Genomic DNA, 16,344 nt, shown 5'->3' with positions numbered 1-16,344 from the left:
GTAGTCAGTGGAACACGTATTTCAGGAGCTGTTGCAGCATTATTTTCATGGACCTGTGCATTCGATCGAGACCGTTCCTTTCGGCATGACGAATGAATCCCGAATTGTAGCAATGAACCAAAAGAAATACGTCGCAAGAATATACAATCGTCATACGAAGAATGAAGAGAGGCTGCGGTTTGAGGTTGAACTAACAGCTTACTTGGAGCGTTGTTCCTTATCGTTTGATATTCCAGGTTTCGTCTCCAGTAAGGATGAGGCGAAGTACGTGGTTCTGTCGGATGGTTCCCCGGGGTCCCTGACACGGTTTATCGAAGGAGAGGTCCCTGATCTATCCAATATGTCTGATGTGCTTAATTATGGACGGACAGTAGGGGAAATATCATATGCTCTGCAGCAATTCAAATCGAATTCCGTCGATGTGGTTTGTCCTGCGATTGCGTTCCATGATGTTTACAACCTCCATTCTCTATCGAATCAGACGAAAATTAATGAGTTTTTGGCATGCCCTCCTTTTGATATTGATGCTGAACAGATAGCTGTATTGCAAGGATACTATGAATCTGTGATTAACCATGCAGTTGAGCTGAATGCACTGCCTAAGCAAATGGTCCATCATGATATTTTGGTTTTTAATCTCTTGATCAATCCCCAGTCCAGGGAGATGAGCGGTGTATTGGATTTTGATTTTGCTGCTATGGACATACGGATATGGGAACTATCCATTTGTCTGAACCATCTTCTTCAGCATGAGGACCAGACCTTGACAAAGGTCGAGCTGTTTTTAGATGAATATCGAAAATATATGAGGTTAACTCGTGCAGAGATCCAGTGGATTCCCTATATCATGCAGTTATATTATGTTTCTTTATTAAGCATCTATATCGGGCAGCATTTGGCCGGAAGGAACATCGCCTCCTATTTTCACCTGATGTTGAAGCAACTTCAGATCAGAAGAGAATGGATGGAACGAAAGCAGCACGAGTTTGTTGAATTGTTGTATTCGAAATGTTTATGAATGTGTCACGTACATAACTTCTAGGATGTGAACCATGCTGTGAGATTACCTTATAAAATAGGATATGCGGTTACATTGGTATGGCTGGTATGGATTGTCTTCGGGTATGTGAATTACGATGCGATGGCAGACCGCGGCCAGCTCTCCATCGTCCTGCTGAGCGCTGTGATTGGCATTATCCTGCTTCCGATATATTTTATATCCGTGCTGTTGTTCTATGTCTATAAACGAGGTCCGAAAAAGAAGAAATAAGGGGGCGTTACCTTGAGGGATCGATATTTATTTTTGCTTGGAGGAAATTCCTTTCAAAGAGAGGCAAATAGACAATTTATAGAGCAAGCGGGCGGTTCTAACGCCAGAATTGTTTTATGCATTATGAACAGACCGGGCTGGGAGGAGTATGTTCCCCTGTTTCAGCAGATGTGGGCAGAATCGGGTGCTCAGGATGTGAAGGTGATCGTTCCCGATGATGACGGAAAGCTGGACATGGAACAGGCTGAACAGGTGTTGACACAGGCCACGGGGATATTTATTGGCGGGGGCAACACGGAGAAATACCATCACTATTACGCGACTGGTCGTTTTAAAGAGCTGCTGATCAACGGTTACGAGAACGGCGTTCCCATTGCAGGAAATTCGGCAGGCGCCTTGATTCTTCCGGAAACCTGCCTCATATCGCCACTGGATAATGAACAAAGCGTAATGCTGTTTAAGCAAGGGGTAGGGTTGCTTTCGAATGTCTTGATCAGCGTTCATTATACGGAGTGGAGCGACCAGTCCAATCTGCTGGAAGGTATGAGAACGAAGAAGGTGAAGCGCGGGATCGGCATCGATGAGCAGGCCTGTGCCGTATTTATCAATGGGCAGCTGGCTTATAGTTTGGGAGAAGCCGTCCATGAAGTCATCTTCGAGGATGATGACCTGGATCAATATACGATGATAAAGAGGACATCCTAAGGGTGTTTTCTTTCTTTTTTATGCCAATAGGAAGAATGCCATCTGACAACAATAAGAAAAGCATGGTTTTTTTAGCTCAAGTGTGTCAAGATAGTACGAAAAAATAAGCGACTGGGGGAACGGACGGCATGATCTATCATATAATTTCTAAGGAAGCCTGGATGATAGCACGAGAGAATAGATTGTACGAGCCGCCGAGCTTACAAACGGACGGATTCATCCACTGCTCCACAGAGGAGCAAGTCAGCGGAGTCGCCAATACGTTCTACACGGGAAGGACGGATCTATTTGTTCTGGGTATCCAGGAAGATCAGGTGGATGTGGAGATTGTGTATGAGGACTTATATGAGATGAACCAGTTGTACCCGCATATATATGGAGGGCTGAATCTGAACGCCGTCCAGAAGATGTATCGTTTTGAGCCGGATGAAGAGGGGGTATTTGCGTTTCAGCCTTCTGCCGAGCTTGAATATAGTGGATAGACCGTGATATGAATTTTAACTTGAAACCAAGGAGGAAACGCAATGATACTCGAAGTGGCCATGCTGCAAGTGAAACCAGGACTTACGTCAGATTTTGAACGCAATTTCCAAATCGCCTCAGGGATCATATCCAAGATGGAGGGGTATATCCACCATGAGTTGAAGCGGTGCCTGGAGGATTCGCACAAATATGTTCTATTGGTGAAATGGGAGACGCTGGAGGATCACACGATAGGTTTTAGGGGATCCGCCGAATATCAGGAATGGAAAGAATTGCTGCATCACTTTTATGATCCATTCCCCGTCGTTGAACATTTTGAAGATGTGTACATAAAGTGACCGTTAAGGCAGGTGTTGGAGATGAGCCTGGAGGATCTTATAAAAGAGGTTTACGGCAGCCCGCCGCTGAAGATCGAACCCATGTCATTTGGCCATACCAATCAGGTATATAGTGTGACATTATCCGATGAGCAAATCATTCTCAGAACCAATGACAAGCCCGGCGTCCTGGAGCATACAGCGGACAATATTGCGATTCTTTCTTCATTAGGCTTGCCGGTACCGAGTGTGATCCGAACGGATGTGTCCATGGAATTGGTCCCCTTTGCTTATATGATACTGGAGCACTTCCCCGGACGGGACCTCCGATATGAGCTTGAGGGAATGACGCATGAACAAATGACTGAACTTGCCCAGCAGATCATTTCATACCAACGCAGCGTGTCAGAGCTTCCCCGAGGCACCGGATTCGGATGGGTTCCAATTGGAGAGCAGGGGCCCTTCTCATCCTGGACTCAGATCATCGATCGTGATATCCGCCAGCATATCGATCACATAATCGATGATGTTACTCCGGAGACTATCGTCCAATTGCAACACATGAAGCAGCGTTACACGCCTTATTTTGACCAAGTGGAGCCCATCTGTTTCCTTGATGATCTTACGATCAAGAATGTAATTGTGGCCCAAGGCAAGCTTCAGGGTATCGTTGATTTTGATTGGGTATGCTACGGGGATCCGCTGTACATGATTGCCCTCACCAAGACGGCGGTGGTCTCCGATATTGGAGAGCAGGGGATGCCATACGTGGAGGCGTTATGCAGGCATTGGGGAATGGAGCAAGAACAGCGGGCGCTAATTGATTTCTATTCTGTTATTCATGCCCTGCAGTTTATCGGCTTTCATAAAAAGGAGCAGAACGAAGTCTGCAAGCAGCGAATGCTCTCATTCCTATTAGAAAAAATCAACCGCGATACAAACAGAACCGCATGAGCTTAAGGAGTCCATGCGGTTCTTGTTAACTTATCGGGAGGTTGGTGCAAATCCCACTCGAGGTTTGTCTCGTTCCTTGGTATTCACGGAAACGTAGCGGATTGCGGTTAACGGTACATACAGCATCTCATATTCGTCCTGGTACCGGATAAATTGATCGCCTACTTCCTCCAGCGTGCCGTTTCGCACATAGCTTCCATCCGTAAAATAAATGCTCACTTCCTGATTGAGCAAACTTTTCAGCATATACGTTCCACTCCTTGTGAATAAAATAGAGTATCGGGTCTAACGGATCAGGCCATTATATACGATTAGCGTCACAGTTTCGTGACGATATCGTCAATGATGCCGTATTCCTTCGCTTCTTCCGCCGACATAAAATAATCCCGCTCCATATCCTTTTCGACGCGTTCGACGGATTGACCTGTCCGCTCGGATATAATCTGTGCCAGCTTCTCACGGGTTCTCAGGATGCGTTTTGCCGTAATGGCAATATCGGTAGCCTGCCCTTGCACACCACCCAGCGGCTGATGGATCATGATCTCGCTGTTCGGCAGCGCAAGTCGTTTGCCTTTGGCCCCGGCCAGCAGCAGGATCGCGCCGTAAGAAGCGGCAAAACCGGTGCAGATGGTGTTGACTTGAGGTTTGATGATCTGCATGGTATCGTAAATGCCAAAGCCCGCGGATACCGAGCCGCCCGGACTATTGATATACATGTGGATATCCTTCTCAGGATCCTCAGCCGCCAGAAACAACAGCTGTGCGATAATGCTGTTAGCGATGGCGTCATCGATGGCTGCACCCACAAACACGATCCGATCCTTCAGCAATCGGGAATAAATATCGTAAGATCGTTCGCCCCGGTTGGTTTGTTCTACAACATAAGGAACAACATTCATGGTTTCATCCTCCATATTCGTTAGGTTTTCAGGTTTCAGCAAGTAAACGAAGAGGCAGCCGCAAAAGATACGGAGAAACCACGAAATAAATTGTTCGAAAATCAAAGTAACGAAAAGATAACTTCATTCGTTTACATATAAGATATCTGTATCGAGATTAGGAAAGGAGTTGGCTTCCGATGACGATATTTCGCCCGAGCGTTACCCCTCCGGCTGATCTAAGCTTTGAGGAAATGAATGCTACCCTGCACAGATATTGTCTGTCCCTCACAAACTCCTCATGGGATTCCGATGATCTGGTGCAGGACACTTGGATCAAGGCACTGGAGCATCTGAAGCAGCGGAGCCATGTCAACCCCGAAGCGCTGCTGCTGCGGATTGCCAAGAATACATGGATTGACCGGGTTCGCCGGGATCAGACCTATAGACGAATTCTGGATGAGAAGCTGGAACATGTTTTGCCTAGGGAAGAAGCGTCGAACGAGGACAGCAAACTGAACATCGAGTTCGCTTTTCAATGGCTGCTGGAACACTTGTCGCCCCTGCAGAGAACGGTGCTGGTGCTCCGTGAAGTGTACGAATATTCTGTTTCGGAAACTGCGGTGAAACTGAAAACGACGGAGGGAGCGGTGAAAGCGGCCCTTCATCGAGCTCACAAAGTGCTGCAATCACTGGATCCGGAGGAAGAGGAACTTGAATTGGCTATGCCGGAAGACGAGGAGATGACCCTGAATCTTCAGGCATTGGCAGAGGCATACCAATCCGGGGACGTTGAAGCGGTCGTGAGACTTATTCAATGGAATAGCAGTGAAGCATCAGCCATCGGCTGCATGGTTCCGATGCAGGTTGAAACACCGAGCGCAAGTTATATGATGTACGGCGGATATTCGTCTGACATGAGAATGGCCGCGTAAAGCGAAGATTCGAGCAGGTTGATCATACATTTATCGGGAAGGCCGGAGCAGAGGTTGCTCGGGCCTTTTTTTTGATGCAACATAACAATGAAAAAGACGACACGAATCTCCGTTCATCATATCGTCATTCAGCGCTTGGCGGATGTATAATATAAACCAAGTAGAACCGTTAGGAATGAGGGGTTAGGTTGCAGACCGAAGTGAAGTTGTACACCATGTGCATGATACAAGACGGAAGCAGCGTTCTGCTGATGAACAGACCGGATGCCAAAGGATTCCCCGGATATATTGCGCCCGGCGGCAAAGTGGATTTTCCGGAAAGCATTGTAAACGGAGCCATTCGGGAGGTGCGGGAAGAAACCGGCTTGATTGTAAAGGACATCGTCTATAAAGGCCTGGAGGAATCGTGTGAGCCGAACACAGGTCTACGGTACATGGTGTTTAATTATTTGGCCACCTCCTTTGAAGGGGAATTGCTGGAGCATCCCCCTGAAGGAGAGCTGTTATGGGTGGACCGGGATGAGGCATTAAAGCTGCCTATGCAGGATTGGTTTAAACGCCGGTTTCCGTTGTTTTTTGAAGAAGGTACGTTTGAATTAAGCGAGATTTGGGACGAGAAGACCGGGATTGTTCTGGATGAAACCATCAAGCGGTATCCGGCGAAATCACCTCAGGCGGCAGGGATCGTTGATTAACGAAGGGAGCGGTGTTTCATGATGGTCAGGGCGGTGTTCTTCGATTTATTCGAGACGTTAATTACGGAATTCGCAAACGGCAAGCGGGTGTCCAAGAGGTCCTATGATTATATGAATAGACTCGGGCTATCCGAAGCGGAGTTTAAACGGGAGTGGAGCATCCGGTTTGAGCAAAGAATGAATGGTCATTTTCCCAACTATCACGCGGTGATCCGGGATATCCTTGATTCCCGGAGTTTACCTTATCATCAGGAACACGTAGAGTTTCTCTACCAGTCGAGAGTCAGCGAGAAGATAATCCCTTTCAATACGATATCGAATGAGATCTGCAGGATGCTGGATCTTTTGCGTGAAAGGGGTCTGAAGGTGGGCTTGATCAGCAATTGCTCGGAAGAAGAGGTAATTTCTTTTGGCCAGAGCGGATTGGCGCCTTACTTCGATGACGTTATCTTCTCATATGAAGTTGGGGTAGCCAAACCGAACCCGGAAATCTATCGATTGGCTTGTGACCGCTTGTGCGTAACACCACAGGAATCTCTGTTTATCGGGGATGGCGGTTCAGATGAGCTGAGAGGCGCCAGCAATGCCGGTCTTAGGCCATATCACGCCTATTGGTACAACACGTTTATTGAGAGCGAGCATGAGAAGATCCATCAACCGCTGCAAGTGCTGGATCTTATCGAATCTTCTATTAAAAAGGAGTCGCCCAACAATGAAACTGCAGGCCATTAACCATCTCTGTTTTTCTGTTTCGGAATTGGAACGGTCCATCGCTTTTTATAGGGACGTATTTGAAGCCAAACTTCTGGTTAAAGGGAGAAAGCTGGCATATTTTGATCTGAACGGACTGTGGATTGCTTTAAATGAAGAAGATGTCGACAGGAGCACCTCGAATAGAACATATACGCATATTGCTTTTACTATGGAAGAGGAGGAGTATGAAACAACGCTGCTTCGTCTGCAAGCGCTCCAGGTGGAGATTTTGCCGGGAAGGGCAAGGGAGGAGAAGGAGAAGAAGTCGATCTACTTCCTGGACCCGGATGGGCATATGTTCGAGTTTCATACGGGCTCCATGAAGGACAGGCTGGACTATTACCGCGCGGATAAAGAGCATATGACCTTTTACGATGCCGAATAGTTAGGGGAACGAACGATTCCAATTGCAGATCGAGGAGATGAACCGATGAACCTTGCCAACAAAATAACGATAGCCAGAATAATGCTGATTCCATTATTCATTCTTTTTTTTGCTGAGTATCCGCTATGGCTGACCGAGAACAGCCGCTTCTTCGGATTTATTCATGTTTATGGAACCTACATCGCGCTGGGCGTGTTCGTTCTTGCTTCGGCTACGGACAAGCTGGACGGTTACATCGCGAGGAAATACAATCAAATCACGAATCTCGGAAAACTACTGGATCCGCTCGCGGATAAACTGCTTATATCGGTTGCCTTAATCATGATGGTTCAATCAGGGATGGTTGCGACGTGGATAGCCGTTGCCATCATTGCGCGGGAATTTGTGATCACAGGGCTTAGGATGGTTGCATCCGAGCAGGGAATCGCATTGTCCGCTGACAGTCTCGGCAAATTGAAAATGGTGCTTCAGGTGATAGCCATTGCAGCGGTATTGCTGGATAATTATCCGTTTCAGCTCGTCACTATGATTCAAGTGGATGAATTTCTCATGCTTGCAGCAGTCGCCTTGACGATATATTCGGGCATCCATTATCTGTTGAACAATTATAAACTCATAAAATTGAGCTGATGTAAGCAGGATGAGCGTTACCCCGGCTTGACTGATAGGGACAGCTGTCCATTTTATCACGCCGGATTTTTTTCGAGATCCGGGGCTGGGAAAATATCCTACTTTGTGCCTATTTTGGCGTCAGAAGGTAACGATTTCATCCGGGACTGTCGATATAGAGATAGACTGAAAAAAAGCCTGAGAGACAGAAGGTACAAAGGAGAGAAATAAATGAGCTTAAACAGAAAGACAACGAAGATGTTTCTTGTCGTTGTGATGATGTTGGCGATGGTTTTTCCAACCAGCGTATTCGCCGCCTCCGGGGACGTAACGTCGATTGAATTTGATACGAACGAGAGCAAAATTTACTTAACCGTTAATGAAACCTCGGAACAACTTCGAGTATTGGCTAACATTGAAGGCTCTTCTACGAAGAAGGATGTAACCAATGAGTCGACGTGGACTTCGTCCAACACGAGAATTGTAAAGGTTGACGGTGGACTTATCATTCCACTGGAGAAAGGTACAGCCCGAGTTACGGCAAAATACAAAGGCGCGATCAAGACGATTGACGTCGACGTTAAATTTGCCATTGACGAGTTTAAACTGGATCAGCCCAATAAAGTGGAGCATAAGCTTGGAACGGAAGGTCTAACCGTTAAAGCCTTGGCTGACGGAACAAACGACGTAACCACGGAAGCGAAGTGGACCACTTCCGATGACAGCGTTGTAAAAGTAAGCAAAGGCGAACTGACCCTTGTGGGTCTGGGAAGCGCAACCGTGACTGCGGAATACAAAGGACTCAAAGCTTCCTTCACGGTGAAAGTCATTGCACCTTACCAAAAGCTTGCGATCGTTCCGGGTGAAGATCTGGAGCTCTTGGTTGGCGATGCGCCTGTTGAGCTGAAAGTATTCGCTAAGCAGTCGGAGACCGATACAGGTATGGACGTGACGGATAAAATAGAGTTGAAATCGTCCAATTCTTCCGTAGCTACAATTGAGGATGGCAAGCTAAAGCCGCTTGCGTTGGGTAAATCTACGATCAGCGTGAGCTATCTGGGTTCAACGGCCAAATTGGATGTGTATGTGCGCAATCCTTATGAAGCTTTGATTCTGGATCAGACGGATTTTATCAAGAATCCGGTTCTGTTCATGAATGATTCGATTACGGTACAAGCCAAGGTTCGCAACGCGGCTTCGCAATCCATCGACGTGCCCGGGGAATGGACCTCATCCAACCCGCTGGCTGTTTCCGTTAATGGTGGCGTGATTACAGCGAGAGCTTCGGGAACCTCTACCATTAAAGTTAGTTACTTGGGAATCAGTAAAGAATTCTCGGTTAAAGTATATCCGACCGTGACCAAGTTTGAGGCAGCTGATACGGAAGTGGATGTGCTGAAAGGCGAATCCAAGTCCTTCCCTAAAGTGACGGGAACGCTTCTGGACGACGAGAAAGAGGACTTCAGCAGCGCGGTTAACTGGACTTCCAGCGATGAGAAAGTGGTAACGACCGAAGACGGCAAAATCAAAGCCATCGACGCCGGTACAGCAACGATCACCGGTAAGATCGGCTCCAGAGTAGTAGCGACGGTGCCGGTTACCGTCAATGAAAAAGTGCTGGTACTTCTGCCGGATGTAGAAGAGTATCAGCTGGTTATGGGAAGAAGCATTGCGCTGCCGAAAGTAAATGCTGTATTTGAAGATGGCACGGAGAGCGATGTAACCTCTTCCGTTGAATGGTCATTGACGGGCTCTGCGGCTGTCATTAAAGACGGTACGATCAAGGGCTTAACGAAAGGCTCGACGACACTGAAAGGCACTTACCTGAATAAAGAAGTCAAGATTCCGGTCGTGGTTGAACAGGAAGTTGTGAAGATCGTTGTAGAGCCGGAGAATATCGATCTCAACATCAAGAAATCCAAATCGATTAAAGTTACAGGCTATTACAGCAACGGCAAAACGGTTTCGCTCTCATCCAAGATGAATTGGAGTTCTTCGGACACTGCGATTGTGACGGTATCCAGAACCTCCGTTAAGGCGGTTGCCGAGGGTAAGGCAACGATTACGGGTTCATACCAAGGCAAAGAAGTTACCGTTAAGGTAAACGTGGTTCCGAAAATGAAGAAATTGATTGTCAGCGAGAAGAAACTGAACTTGAAGCCCGGTGACGTCAAAACCGTTACGGTTACGGCCGAATTCGATACCGGCGCGAAAATAAATGTAGGAGACACCGCCGTTTGGACAACCAGCAACTCCAACGTTGCCAAAGTAACGAACGGACGTATTGAAGCGATCGCGAAGGGAACCGCCCGTATTAAAGGGCAGTACAATTCAAAGACCGTATCCATTACCGTCTCTGTCAAATAGGACAACAGATTAGCAGCAGCCCGGCTTTTTAGAAGCCGGGCTGCTGTCTTTTCTATGGACTGGGCCGTTCTTGGTCATTTTGAAGCTCCTGCAGCTTGTTTTGAAAATATTCCTGGTTCGCCAGTATCGTTTCATCGCCTGGACGATAGACAAGCGCCTGCTCATTATGCTGATTGGCAAGAGCATGGGCTCCGATCCGGTCGTAACAAACGGCCAATTGCAGGTGAGGCAGCCAGGTGGAGAAGGAGGGGTTGTGAAATCCCATATAACCCGGAGGCAGCTCAAGCTCGGTCGCCAGTTTATACCAGTAAATGGCCGTATCGTAGTTGTTTTTCACGAAAAAATGGTAACCAATGCGGCAGCAGAATTCGGACCGCGGTGGCGCATAATGCAAGGATCTGATAGAGGATTCAAAAGAGGCTTGCCCATTTCCGAGCTCGTGATGGCAATCGGATAGCCTGCTGCAGGCCGTGAGTATATCCTCAATCCAGCCCTGTTCCGTATGTAAAAATTGTTCGTAATAATCAATAGCTTTCTCGAATTGGCCGTGATCCTTCAATTCATTCGCATAATAGAATAAATCTCGTGGCGTGAACGATTCGCCAGCCGTCTCACGCTTCTCGTAGATTCTAAGATTCCGGCCGGTATCGGGGTCATGCTTCGAGCTGAGATGGGTAACCGCGATATCGCTATTGATAATATTGCCGTAGACCTCTAGATACTCATGGACGGGTCCGATCCATCGGAAGCCTCTGTTTCGCTTCACAAGACGGTTGCGCCGGAGACTGAAGGTGACATTGCCAAATTCGTCCGAACTTAAATGGTAGAGCATGGTTACGGAATCGATGCCGGATGTAAGGTTTTCTTTAAGCGTTTTTAACTTGAGCTGGTCTTCTTCCAGCAGTATGTCGTCAGCATCGAGCCACAGGATATAGTCCTGGGTAGCCTTACTAAAAGCGAAATTACGCGCAGCCGAGAAATCGTCAATCCACTCAAAATCAAAGATGAGCTCTGTAAAGGATTGAGCGATTTCTTTTGTACGATCGGTAGATCCTGTATCGACAATGATGATCTCATCCACGATGTCGGCAACACAGGATAAACAGCGGTTTAACACGAGTTCCTCGTTTTTTACGATCATGCACAGGCTGATAGTGTTCAATGAAATTACCCCCATGTATGGTTTTGATTCATAACAATATGCCAGATATATATTCAAGTGAGCTTACGAAATGAACCTTATACAGGAAGCTGTTTGAAATTTGGTCTGGATTTAACATATCCCCTAATGGTAAAATCTTCACTAATTTGGATAGCAAATCATAGACGGTGCAGAAAGAAGGGGTAGAGGAACATGAAATCTATAAACGTGCTTCATTACGATGCATTCTCCGTGCAGCCTAACAAGGGGAATCCTGCTGGGGTGGTTCTGAATGCAGATGATCTGACGGAGGAGGAGATGCAATCCATCGCTCGCAGCGTTGGATTCAATGAAACCACCTTTATCTTACAATCAGAGCAAGCAGATATCAGATTGAGGTATTTTACTCCGGGCCATGAAATGAATTTATGCGGCCATGCCACCATGGCATCCATGTATGCTTTAAAAACCAGGGGACTGCTGCCGGAAAAAGAAACCGTGTGGATTGAGACCAAGGTAGGCAGTTTGCCTATAGAATATCAAAATGCCGAGGGCCTGTTAACCATGAAGATGAAGCAGGATCACCCTCAATTCATATCCTACGAGGGTGATGTAGACCGTCTAGCATCATCGATAGGTCTGAAACGTGACGATTTGGACTTAAGTATGCCTATCGTTTATGGAAGCACGGGGATTTGGACATTGTTGGTTCCGATAAAAGGATTAGACCATTTTGACCGGATGGTGCCTGATAACGCAGTGTTTCCGGACATTTTAACCGATAACCCCAAGGCCTCACTGCATCCTTTTTGCCTGGAAACGATGGATGCGTCTTCGTTCATGCACGCGAGACACTTCTCATCGCCGTATTCTGGCACCATTGAAGACCCGGTAACTGGAACTGCATCGGGGGTAATGGGAGCTTATTATTTGACGTATCTGAACCCTGAGTTATCCTCCGCTCGATTTAGTATTGAACAAGGCCAGGAAATGGGGAAAGACGGTAGAGTGCATGTTCATGTGAACCGTCGTAAAGAGACCATGGATGTCTATATTTCCGGTACGGCGGTGTTTGTAAAAGAATTCCAGGTTAGCTATTGATGGATGACCATCGAATGATAGAGCCATCGACATAAGTTAATTCATACAAGGAGTGCGACTCATGCAGGAACAAGAAGAAATAAAGATTTATCCTAAGGTAACCAAAATGCTAGTGGGCTCTTTGGCGTTTGTGCTGCTAGGTAGTGGATTGGTATACGGCGGGGTGACGTCGGACAACATGGTTATCGCCATTGTCGGAATCATCTGTGCGTTGTTTTTTGGCGCGGGGCTGGTGTTTGCCGTTACCAAGCTGTTCCAATCGGCTCCGGCACTCTTGATCCATAGGGAGGGGTTCGTCGATAAATCCTCTTATGTGAGCGCAGGAGCCGTCGCGTGGGACGAAATTAAAAATATTCATATCTATCAGATCAAGAATGAGAAATTCATAGGAATTGAAGTTTATGATCCTGACCATCTGATGTCCCGGCACCCTGCCTGGAAGCGGAAGCTCATGCGTATGAATAAAGGCATGACGGGCTCTACGATTCATATTTCTGCATCGAGTATCTCCGCTAATATATACGAACTGTTCCCTTTGTTGTATCGAAGATGGAATGCGTCCAAATCGAACCCGGATCAGATGCTGAAGGAGGAGAACATGTTATGAGAACATTTAAGCCGGAAATGACTTTGGATATGGCGGTAAGCCATCTGAAGCATATTGAAGGGGAATCGGTAATGAATGTCACCCCCATCGAGATGGGCGAACTGAGCAAGGTGTTCAGTTACCGCAAGGGCGATGCCGATTATGTCATTCATTTTAAGGATAATGAGGATAGCCTTCATAAAGTGTTCAAAATCTACGATATGTACGGTGAACAATCCTTGCCCATTCCCCGTATCCACAAGGTAGGGAGAATGGAGAATATTCATTTCTCCATCTCGGACAGAGTATCCGGAACGCCGATAAGTGCTCTTGAACCGACGCAAATTCGAGCGCTCATCCCCGACATTGTCCATCAATTCATGCGGATCCGTCAGGTACATGTCGCGGATTCCCATGAGGGTTACGGCTGGATTACTCCGGAAGGCAAGGCTGTCCATCGTTCATGGCTGGATTACATCACGTCTGTTTTCGATGAGGAGCAAGAAGGCTTCTACCATGGATGGCACAATCTGTATGAGAACAGCTTTCTGGAAAAAGAGTTTTTTGAAGAAATCTACCTAACGATGATCGAACGGGTTCGCTATTCGCCTCCGGAGCGATATCTTGTACATGGAGATTTCCATTTGGGTAATATGCTGGGAGAGAACGAGAACGTTACGGGGATCGTGGATTGGGAGATGGCCATGTTCGGCGACTTCATGCTGGATGTTTCCGTTCTTCATATGTGGTACCCGATGCTGGAGTTTCCAAGTAGGCTGCAGCAAGCCCTGGAGCAGCAAGGCGTAAGTATTCCATATTTTGAGGAGAGACTGTTAGGCTATCAACTGTTCAAAGCGCTGGACGGACTCCGTTTTTATGCGAAGAAGGATGATCCCCACAGCTATCAGTATATGAAAGACAAAATTATATCTCTATTAAATCGATAGATCCCTACGGGGATCTTTTTTTATGAGAGAAATGTGTGAAACGGAATAGATAACTGACGAGTCCAGAATCATTGGCCAAGAATATAATGGACTAGGTTTAGTTGAAGGGTGGGAACGTCATGCAGCATACCGATCGGGTAAGGAGCCGTGTACCGGATGGCACTCTAATTAGGGGCTTGTATTCTGCTGTTTATTTGGTTGAGCATGGCAAGAAACGGCCCATTAGCGATATGGCGACTTTCCATTCGTACGGATTTACCGCGAAAAGCATGGTGGAATTGAATGAGTCGGTACTCGAAGAAATGGAGACCGGGTCACCCGTGAATATATCCGGGGATTTCATCATGAACAGTCCTTCAACCCTTCTAGTAAAAAACAGCGGATCGGAAATCTATCTGTGGAGCGATCGGCGTCTTCATCCGATTATTTCCCACGAAATGTATCATAGGCTCCATTTTAATTATTCCAGCGTTGTCATCTTGCCGGACGAACTAATCGCTATACTCCCTCAAGGGGATATGATTCATGATGCATCCTTGCTCACGTCTTTTCTTATTAACGGCAGAGTATACAGCGCTCCGAATGGGTCGATCTACTATGGGGAGCGGCATATGCTGCGGAAAATCGGAGGACCCGCCATCTTTGCTTTCTATCGGTGGAGAGTTGAAGAGATTGTTCATTTAACTAGTGAGGAGTTCCACAAGTGCCGAATAGGGGAGCCGATCCTGTAAATAATTTCGCAGTATTAGAAGCTGTTTATGACGAGGTTTTTTCGGAAAGGGTGGGGTGCTTGAAGATATTGCTCGTGACGATATTCCTGATTCCTCATGTCGGTGGACTATGGAAGTATATGCTGCAGATCAAGCAGGGGCTTGAGGCATTGGGGCATGAGGTCGACATGGTCGGTGACAGAATTGATTGCTTTTATGTGTATGGAGATGATAACCGGAAGGTGTTCAAGAGTCATTATAAACCGATGTTGGAGGCGAATCTCCCAGCAGCATCCCCTATATTCTCGGATAATTGGGTCAGGCATGCTGAATCTGAGCGGTTATGTTTGGAGCTAACGCTTTCTTATTTGGACTTGGAGCAATACGATGTCATTCATGCACAGGATGTGCTGGCTGCGGCAGCCGTCAGTCGGGTGAAACCTGCGGGCATACCCTTGGTAACCAGCATTCATGCTTCCGTGGCACTTACTATTTTGAATATGGTCCAAAATGATCAAGGGATTAAACCTTCCAGCCCATTACTTGTCTGGAATTATTATAAATCGATTGAGAATATCGGGGGCTCATCCAGCGATCAGGTGCTTCTGGCTTCCGAATGGCTGAGGGATGTCGTGGTATCGTACTTTGGTCTGCCGGTATCCCGGATCTCATTGATTCCCTATGCGATGGATATTCCAAGCTTCGAAGACAGGTTGAAGAAAGAGCACGAACTGACTCGACCCGTGGACAAGAAAGTGATCATCTGCACCTCCAGACTCAGTCATGAAAAGGGCATTCACGTGTTGTTGGAAGCCTTGGGCAAACTCCATGCTTTTCGTCAGGACTGGGAGTGCTGGCTTGTTGGAGACGGAGATCAGCGTGCATTGTACGAATATCGCGTTGGTCAGTTGGGTATGACGGGGGCAGTCCGTTTTTGGGGCTCGCGTGACGATGTTCCTGCGTTGTTAGGGCTGGCAGATATTTTTGTTATGCCAAGTCTGATGGAGACCCTCTCCTATTCTGTGATGGAGGCGCAGATTGCCGAATTGCCGATCGTTTCTTCGGATGCGGGCGGTCTTAAGGAAGCAGTACAGCATGAGGTGAACGGCCTTCTCTTTCAGACCGGGAATGACGATATGCTTACTGCACGTCTGAATATGTTGCTGGAAGATGAAGCGTACCGTAGGCTTCTAGGTAAACAAGCGCGGAAATGGGCATTGGCTCATCGTGGTCTGGATTCCATGGTGAAGCGAATATTGGAGGTTTATCAAAAAGAGATAAGCAAGGCCCAGTAACCTAGGAAAGGGAGGAAGGACCATGCATTTGATAGAGGTACCCGGAGACCAGTACAGTCATTTGTTTCTGGTCAATCAATTCCCTTCGTCATTCATGGTGAATCAAATGGTGTGGGAGCAAACAGTAAGCCGGCTTCCTAAGGATTATTTCATACCGGATTACCGGATTATTAATATGATGATGAATATGAAATAGAATGATCGAATGGAGGT

General features: G+C 47.0%; 21 protein-coding genes. 18 read left to right on the top strand and 3 right to left on the bottom strand.

Annotated elements, in window-relative coordinates:
• Positions 1 to 7 precede the first annotated feature (7 nt).
• The 6 genes from MKY82_RS23130 (at position 8) to MKY82_RS23105 (ending at position 3,729) form a co-directional block, all read left to right on the top strand.
• Entirely contained in the window at positions 8 to 1,018 is a 1,011-nt protein-coding gene (locus tag MKY82_RS23130) for a phosphotransferase (protein WP_339294439.1), read from the top strand.
• A gap of 39 nt (positions 1,019 to 1,057) precedes the next feature.
• Positions 1,058 to 1,270 (top strand): hypothetical protein, encoded by a 213-nt coding sequence (locus tag MKY82_RS23125; protein WP_194545159.1) that lies wholly within the window; start codon positions 1,058 to 1,060, stop codon positions 1,268 to 1,270.
• A 12-nt stretch (positions 1,271 to 1,282) separates the two neighbouring features.
• Positions 1,283 to 1,975: a cyanophycinase gene (locus MKY82_RS23120; RefSeq protein ID WP_339218534.1), complete on the top strand. Its 693-nt coding sequence runs from the start codon at positions 1,283 to 1,285 to the stop codon at positions 1,973 to 1,975.
• A 128-nt stretch (positions 1,976 to 2,103) separates the two neighbouring features.
• Positions 2,104 to 2,457, top strand: coding sequence for a DUF952 domain-containing protein (locus tag MKY82_RS23115; protein WP_339294438.1), 354 nt, complete (start codon positions 2,104 to 2,106; stop codon positions 2,455 to 2,457).
• Between the two features lie 42 nt (positions 2,458 to 2,499).
• Positions 2,500 to 2,796 (top strand): antibiotic biosynthesis monooxygenase, encoded by a 297-nt coding sequence (locus MKY82_RS23110; protein ID WP_071219926.1) that lies wholly within the window; start codon positions 2,500 to 2,502, stop codon positions 2,794 to 2,796.
• 21 nt (positions 2,797 to 2,817) lie between these two features.
• Entirely contained in the window at positions 2,818 to 3,729 is a 912-nt protein-coding gene (locus MKY82_RS23105) for an aminoglycoside phosphotransferase family protein (RefSeq protein WP_339224547.1), read from the top strand.
• 30 nt (positions 3,730 to 3,759) lie between these two features.
• On the opposite strand, the gene MKY82_RS23100 is transcribed toward MKY82_RS23105, so the two are convergent.
• Both MKY82_RS23100 and clpP read right to left on the bottom strand, forming a co-directional pair.
• A complete protein-coding gene (locus MKY82_RS23100) occupies positions 3,760 to 3,975 on the bottom strand; it encodes a hypothetical protein (protein WP_071219928.1) in 216 nt (71 codons plus the stop codon).
• Positions 3,976 to 4,046: 71 nt separating this feature from the next.
• Entirely contained in the window at positions 4,047 to 4,628 is a 582-nt protein-coding gene (gene clpP / locus MKY82_RS23095) for an ATP-dependent Clp endopeptidase proteolytic subunit ClpP (RefSeq protein WP_339218528.1), read from the bottom strand.
• Positions 4,629 to 4,807: 179 nt separating this feature from the next.
• On the opposite strand from clpP, the gene MKY82_RS23090 reads away from it, so the two are divergent.
• The 6 genes from MKY82_RS23090 to MKY82_RS23065 all read left to right on the top strand — a co-directional run bounded on the left by MKY82_RS23090 (position 4,808) and on the right by MKY82_RS23065 (position 10,351).
• Positions 4,808 to 5,542, top strand: a complete 735-nt coding sequence (locus MKY82_RS23090; protein WP_220684504.1) for a sigma-70 family RNA polymerase sigma factor — start codon at positions 4,808 to 4,810, stop codon at positions 5,540 to 5,542.
• A gap of 215 nt (positions 5,543 to 5,757) precedes the next feature.
• Entirely contained in the window at positions 5,758 to 6,237 is a 480-nt protein-coding gene (locus MKY82_RS23085; RefSeq protein ID WP_194544882.1) for an 8-oxo-dGTP diphosphatase, read from the top strand.
• An 18-nt stretch (positions 6,238 to 6,255) separates the two neighbouring features.
• On the top strand, positions 6,256 to 6,969 hold the full coding sequence (locus tag MKY82_RS23080; protein WP_220684505.1) for an HAD family hydrolase: 714 nt from the start codon (positions 6,256 to 6,258) through the stop codon (positions 6,967 to 6,969).
• Entirely contained in the window at positions 6,950 to 7,375 is a 426-nt protein-coding gene (fosB, locus tag MKY82_RS23075; RefSeq protein ID WP_339294437.1) for a metallothiol transferase FosB, read from the top strand. Before MKY82_RS23080 ends, fosB begins: the two co-directional genes overlap by 20 nt.
• Positions 7,376 to 7,420: 45 nt before the next feature.
• Complete coding sequence (gene pgsA, locus MKY82_RS23070; protein ID WP_339294436.1) at positions 7,421 to 8,005, top strand: CDP-diacylglycerol--glycerol-3-phosphate 3-phosphatidyltransferase; 585 nt, start codon at positions 7,421 to 7,423, stop codon at positions 8,003 to 8,005.
• Positions 8,006 to 8,215: 210 nt separating this feature from the next.
• Positions 8,216 to 10,351: an Ig-like domain-containing protein gene (locus tag MKY82_RS23065; RefSeq protein WP_220684508.1), complete on the top strand. Its 2,136-nt coding sequence runs from the start codon at positions 8,216 to 8,218 to the stop codon at positions 10,349 to 10,351.
• A 52-nt stretch (positions 10,352 to 10,403) separates the two neighbouring features.
• On the opposite strand, the gene MKY82_RS23060 is transcribed toward MKY82_RS23065, so the two are convergent.
• Positions 10,404 to 11,513 (bottom strand): glycosyltransferase family 2 protein, encoded by a 1,110-nt coding sequence (locus tag MKY82_RS23060; protein WP_194543689.1) that lies wholly within the window; start codon positions 11,511 to 11,513, stop codon positions 10,404 to 10,406.
• 192 nt (positions 11,514 to 11,705) lie between these two features.
• Here MKY82_RS23060 and MKY82_RS23055 point away from each other — a divergent pair, with 192 nt between their 5' ends.
• The 6 genes from MKY82_RS23055 (at position 11,706) to MKY82_RS23030 (ending at position 16,327) form a co-directional block, all read left to right on the top strand.
• On the top strand, positions 11,706 to 12,593 hold the full coding sequence (locus tag MKY82_RS23055) for a PhzF family phenazine biosynthesis isomerase (protein ID WP_339294435.1): 888 nt from the start codon (positions 11,706 to 11,708) through the stop codon (positions 12,591 to 12,593).
• Between the two features lie 61 nt (positions 12,594 to 12,654).
• On the top strand, positions 12,655 to 13,200 hold the full coding sequence (locus tag MKY82_RS23050) for an STM3941 family protein (RefSeq protein WP_339218519.1): 546 nt from the start codon (positions 12,655 to 12,657) through the stop codon (positions 13,198 to 13,200).
• Positions 13,197 to 14,126 carry an aminoglycoside phosphotransferase family protein gene (locus tag MKY82_RS23045; RefSeq protein WP_339218517.1) on the top strand — a complete coding sequence of 310 codons (930 nt, stop codon included), beginning with the start codon at positions 13,197 to 13,199 and terminating at the stop codon, positions 14,124 to 14,126. Before MKY82_RS23050 ends, MKY82_RS23045 begins: the two co-directional genes overlap by 4 nt.
• A 119-nt stretch (positions 14,127 to 14,245) precedes the next feature.
• On the top strand, positions 14,246 to 14,857 hold the full coding sequence (locus MKY82_RS23040; protein ID WP_339218515.1) for a hypothetical protein: 612 nt from the start codon (positions 14,246 to 14,248) through the stop codon (positions 14,855 to 14,857).
• Positions 14,858 to 14,916: 59 nt separating this feature from the next.
• On the top strand, positions 14,917 to 16,131 hold the full coding sequence (locus tag MKY82_RS23035; RefSeq protein ID WP_339294434.1) for a glycosyltransferase family 4 protein: 1,215 nt from the start codon (positions 14,917 to 14,919) through the stop codon (positions 16,129 to 16,131).
• 22 nt (positions 16,132 to 16,153) lie between these two features.
• Positions 16,154 to 16,327: a hypothetical protein gene (locus MKY82_RS23030; protein ID WP_194543683.1), complete on the top strand. Its 174-nt coding sequence runs from the start codon at positions 16,154 to 16,156 to the stop codon at positions 16,325 to 16,327.
• The last annotated feature ends 17 nt before the right edge of the window (positions 16,328 to 16,344 follow it).

It is taken from the genome of Paenibacillus sp. FSL W7-1279 (genome assembly GCF_037969845.1).
In the GTDB taxonomy this organism is placed as follows: Bacteria; Bacillota; Bacilli; order Paenibacillales; family Paenibacillaceae; genus Paenibacillus_AQ.
Note: the sequence above shows the minus strand (reverse complement) of the source record. Positions and strands in the feature narration are given on the sequence as shown.

Bases quoted from the DNA above. Each gene is read 5' to 3' on its own strand.
- MKY82_RS23115 (WP_339294438.1), top strand. From the start codon at position 2,104: ATGATCTATCATATAATTTCTAAGGAAGCCTGGATGATAGCACGAGAG.
- MKY82_RS23110 (WP_071219926.1), top strand. From the start codon at position 2,500: ATGATACTCGAAGTGGCCATGCTGCAAGTGAAACCAGGACTTACGTCA.
- MKY82_RS23105 (WP_339224547.1), top strand. From the start codon at position 2,818: ATGAGCCTGGAGGATCTTATAAAAGAGGTTTACGGCAGCCCGCCGCTG.
- MKY82_RS23100 (WP_071219928.1), bottom strand. From the start codon at position 3,975: ATGCTGAAAAGTTTGCTCAATCAGGAAGTGAGCATTTATTTTACGGAT.
- clpP (WP_339218528.1), bottom strand. From the start codon at position 4,628: ATGAATGTTGTTCCTTATGTTGTAGAACAAACCAACCGGGGCGAACGA.
- MKY82_RS23090 (WP_220684504.1), top strand. From the start codon at position 4,808: ATGACGATATTTCGCCCGAGCGTTACCCCTCCGGCTGATCTAAGCTTT.
- MKY82_RS23085 (WP_194544882.1), top strand. From the start codon at position 5,758: ATGTGCATGATACAAGACGGAAGCAGCGTTCTGCTGATGAACAGACCG.
- MKY82_RS23080 (WP_220684505.1), top strand. From the start codon at position 6,256: ATGATGGTCAGGGCGGTGTTCTTCGATTTATTCGAGACGTTAATTACG.
- fosB (WP_339294437.1), top strand. From the start codon at position 6,950: ATGAAACTGCAGGCCATTAACCATCTCTGTTTTTCTGTTTCGGAATTG.
- pgsA (WP_339294436.1), top strand. From the start codon at position 7,421: ATGAACCTTGCCAACAAAATAACGATAGCCAGAATAATGCTGATTCCA.
- MKY82_RS23065 (WP_220684508.1), top strand. From the start codon at position 8,216: ATGAGCTTAAACAGAAAGACAACGAAGATGTTTCTTGTCGTTGTGATG.
- MKY82_RS23055 (WP_339294435.1), top strand. From the start codon at position 11,706: ATGAAATCTATAAACGTGCTTCATTACGATGCATTCTCCGTGCAGCCT.
- MKY82_RS23050 (WP_339218519.1), top strand. From the start codon at position 12,655: ATGCAGGAACAAGAAGAAATAAAGATTTATCCTAAGGTAACCAAAATG.
- MKY82_RS23045 (WP_339218517.1), top strand. From the start codon at position 13,197: ATGAGAACATTTAAGCCGGAAATGACTTTGGATATGGCGGTAAGCCAT.
- MKY82_RS23040 (WP_339218515.1), top strand. From the start codon at position 14,246: ATGCAGCATACCGATCGGGTAAGGAGCCGTGTACCGGATGGCACTCTA.
- MKY82_RS23030 (WP_194543683.1), top strand. From the start codon at position 16,154: ATGCATTTGATAGAGGTACCCGGAGACCAGTACAGTCATTTGTTTCTG.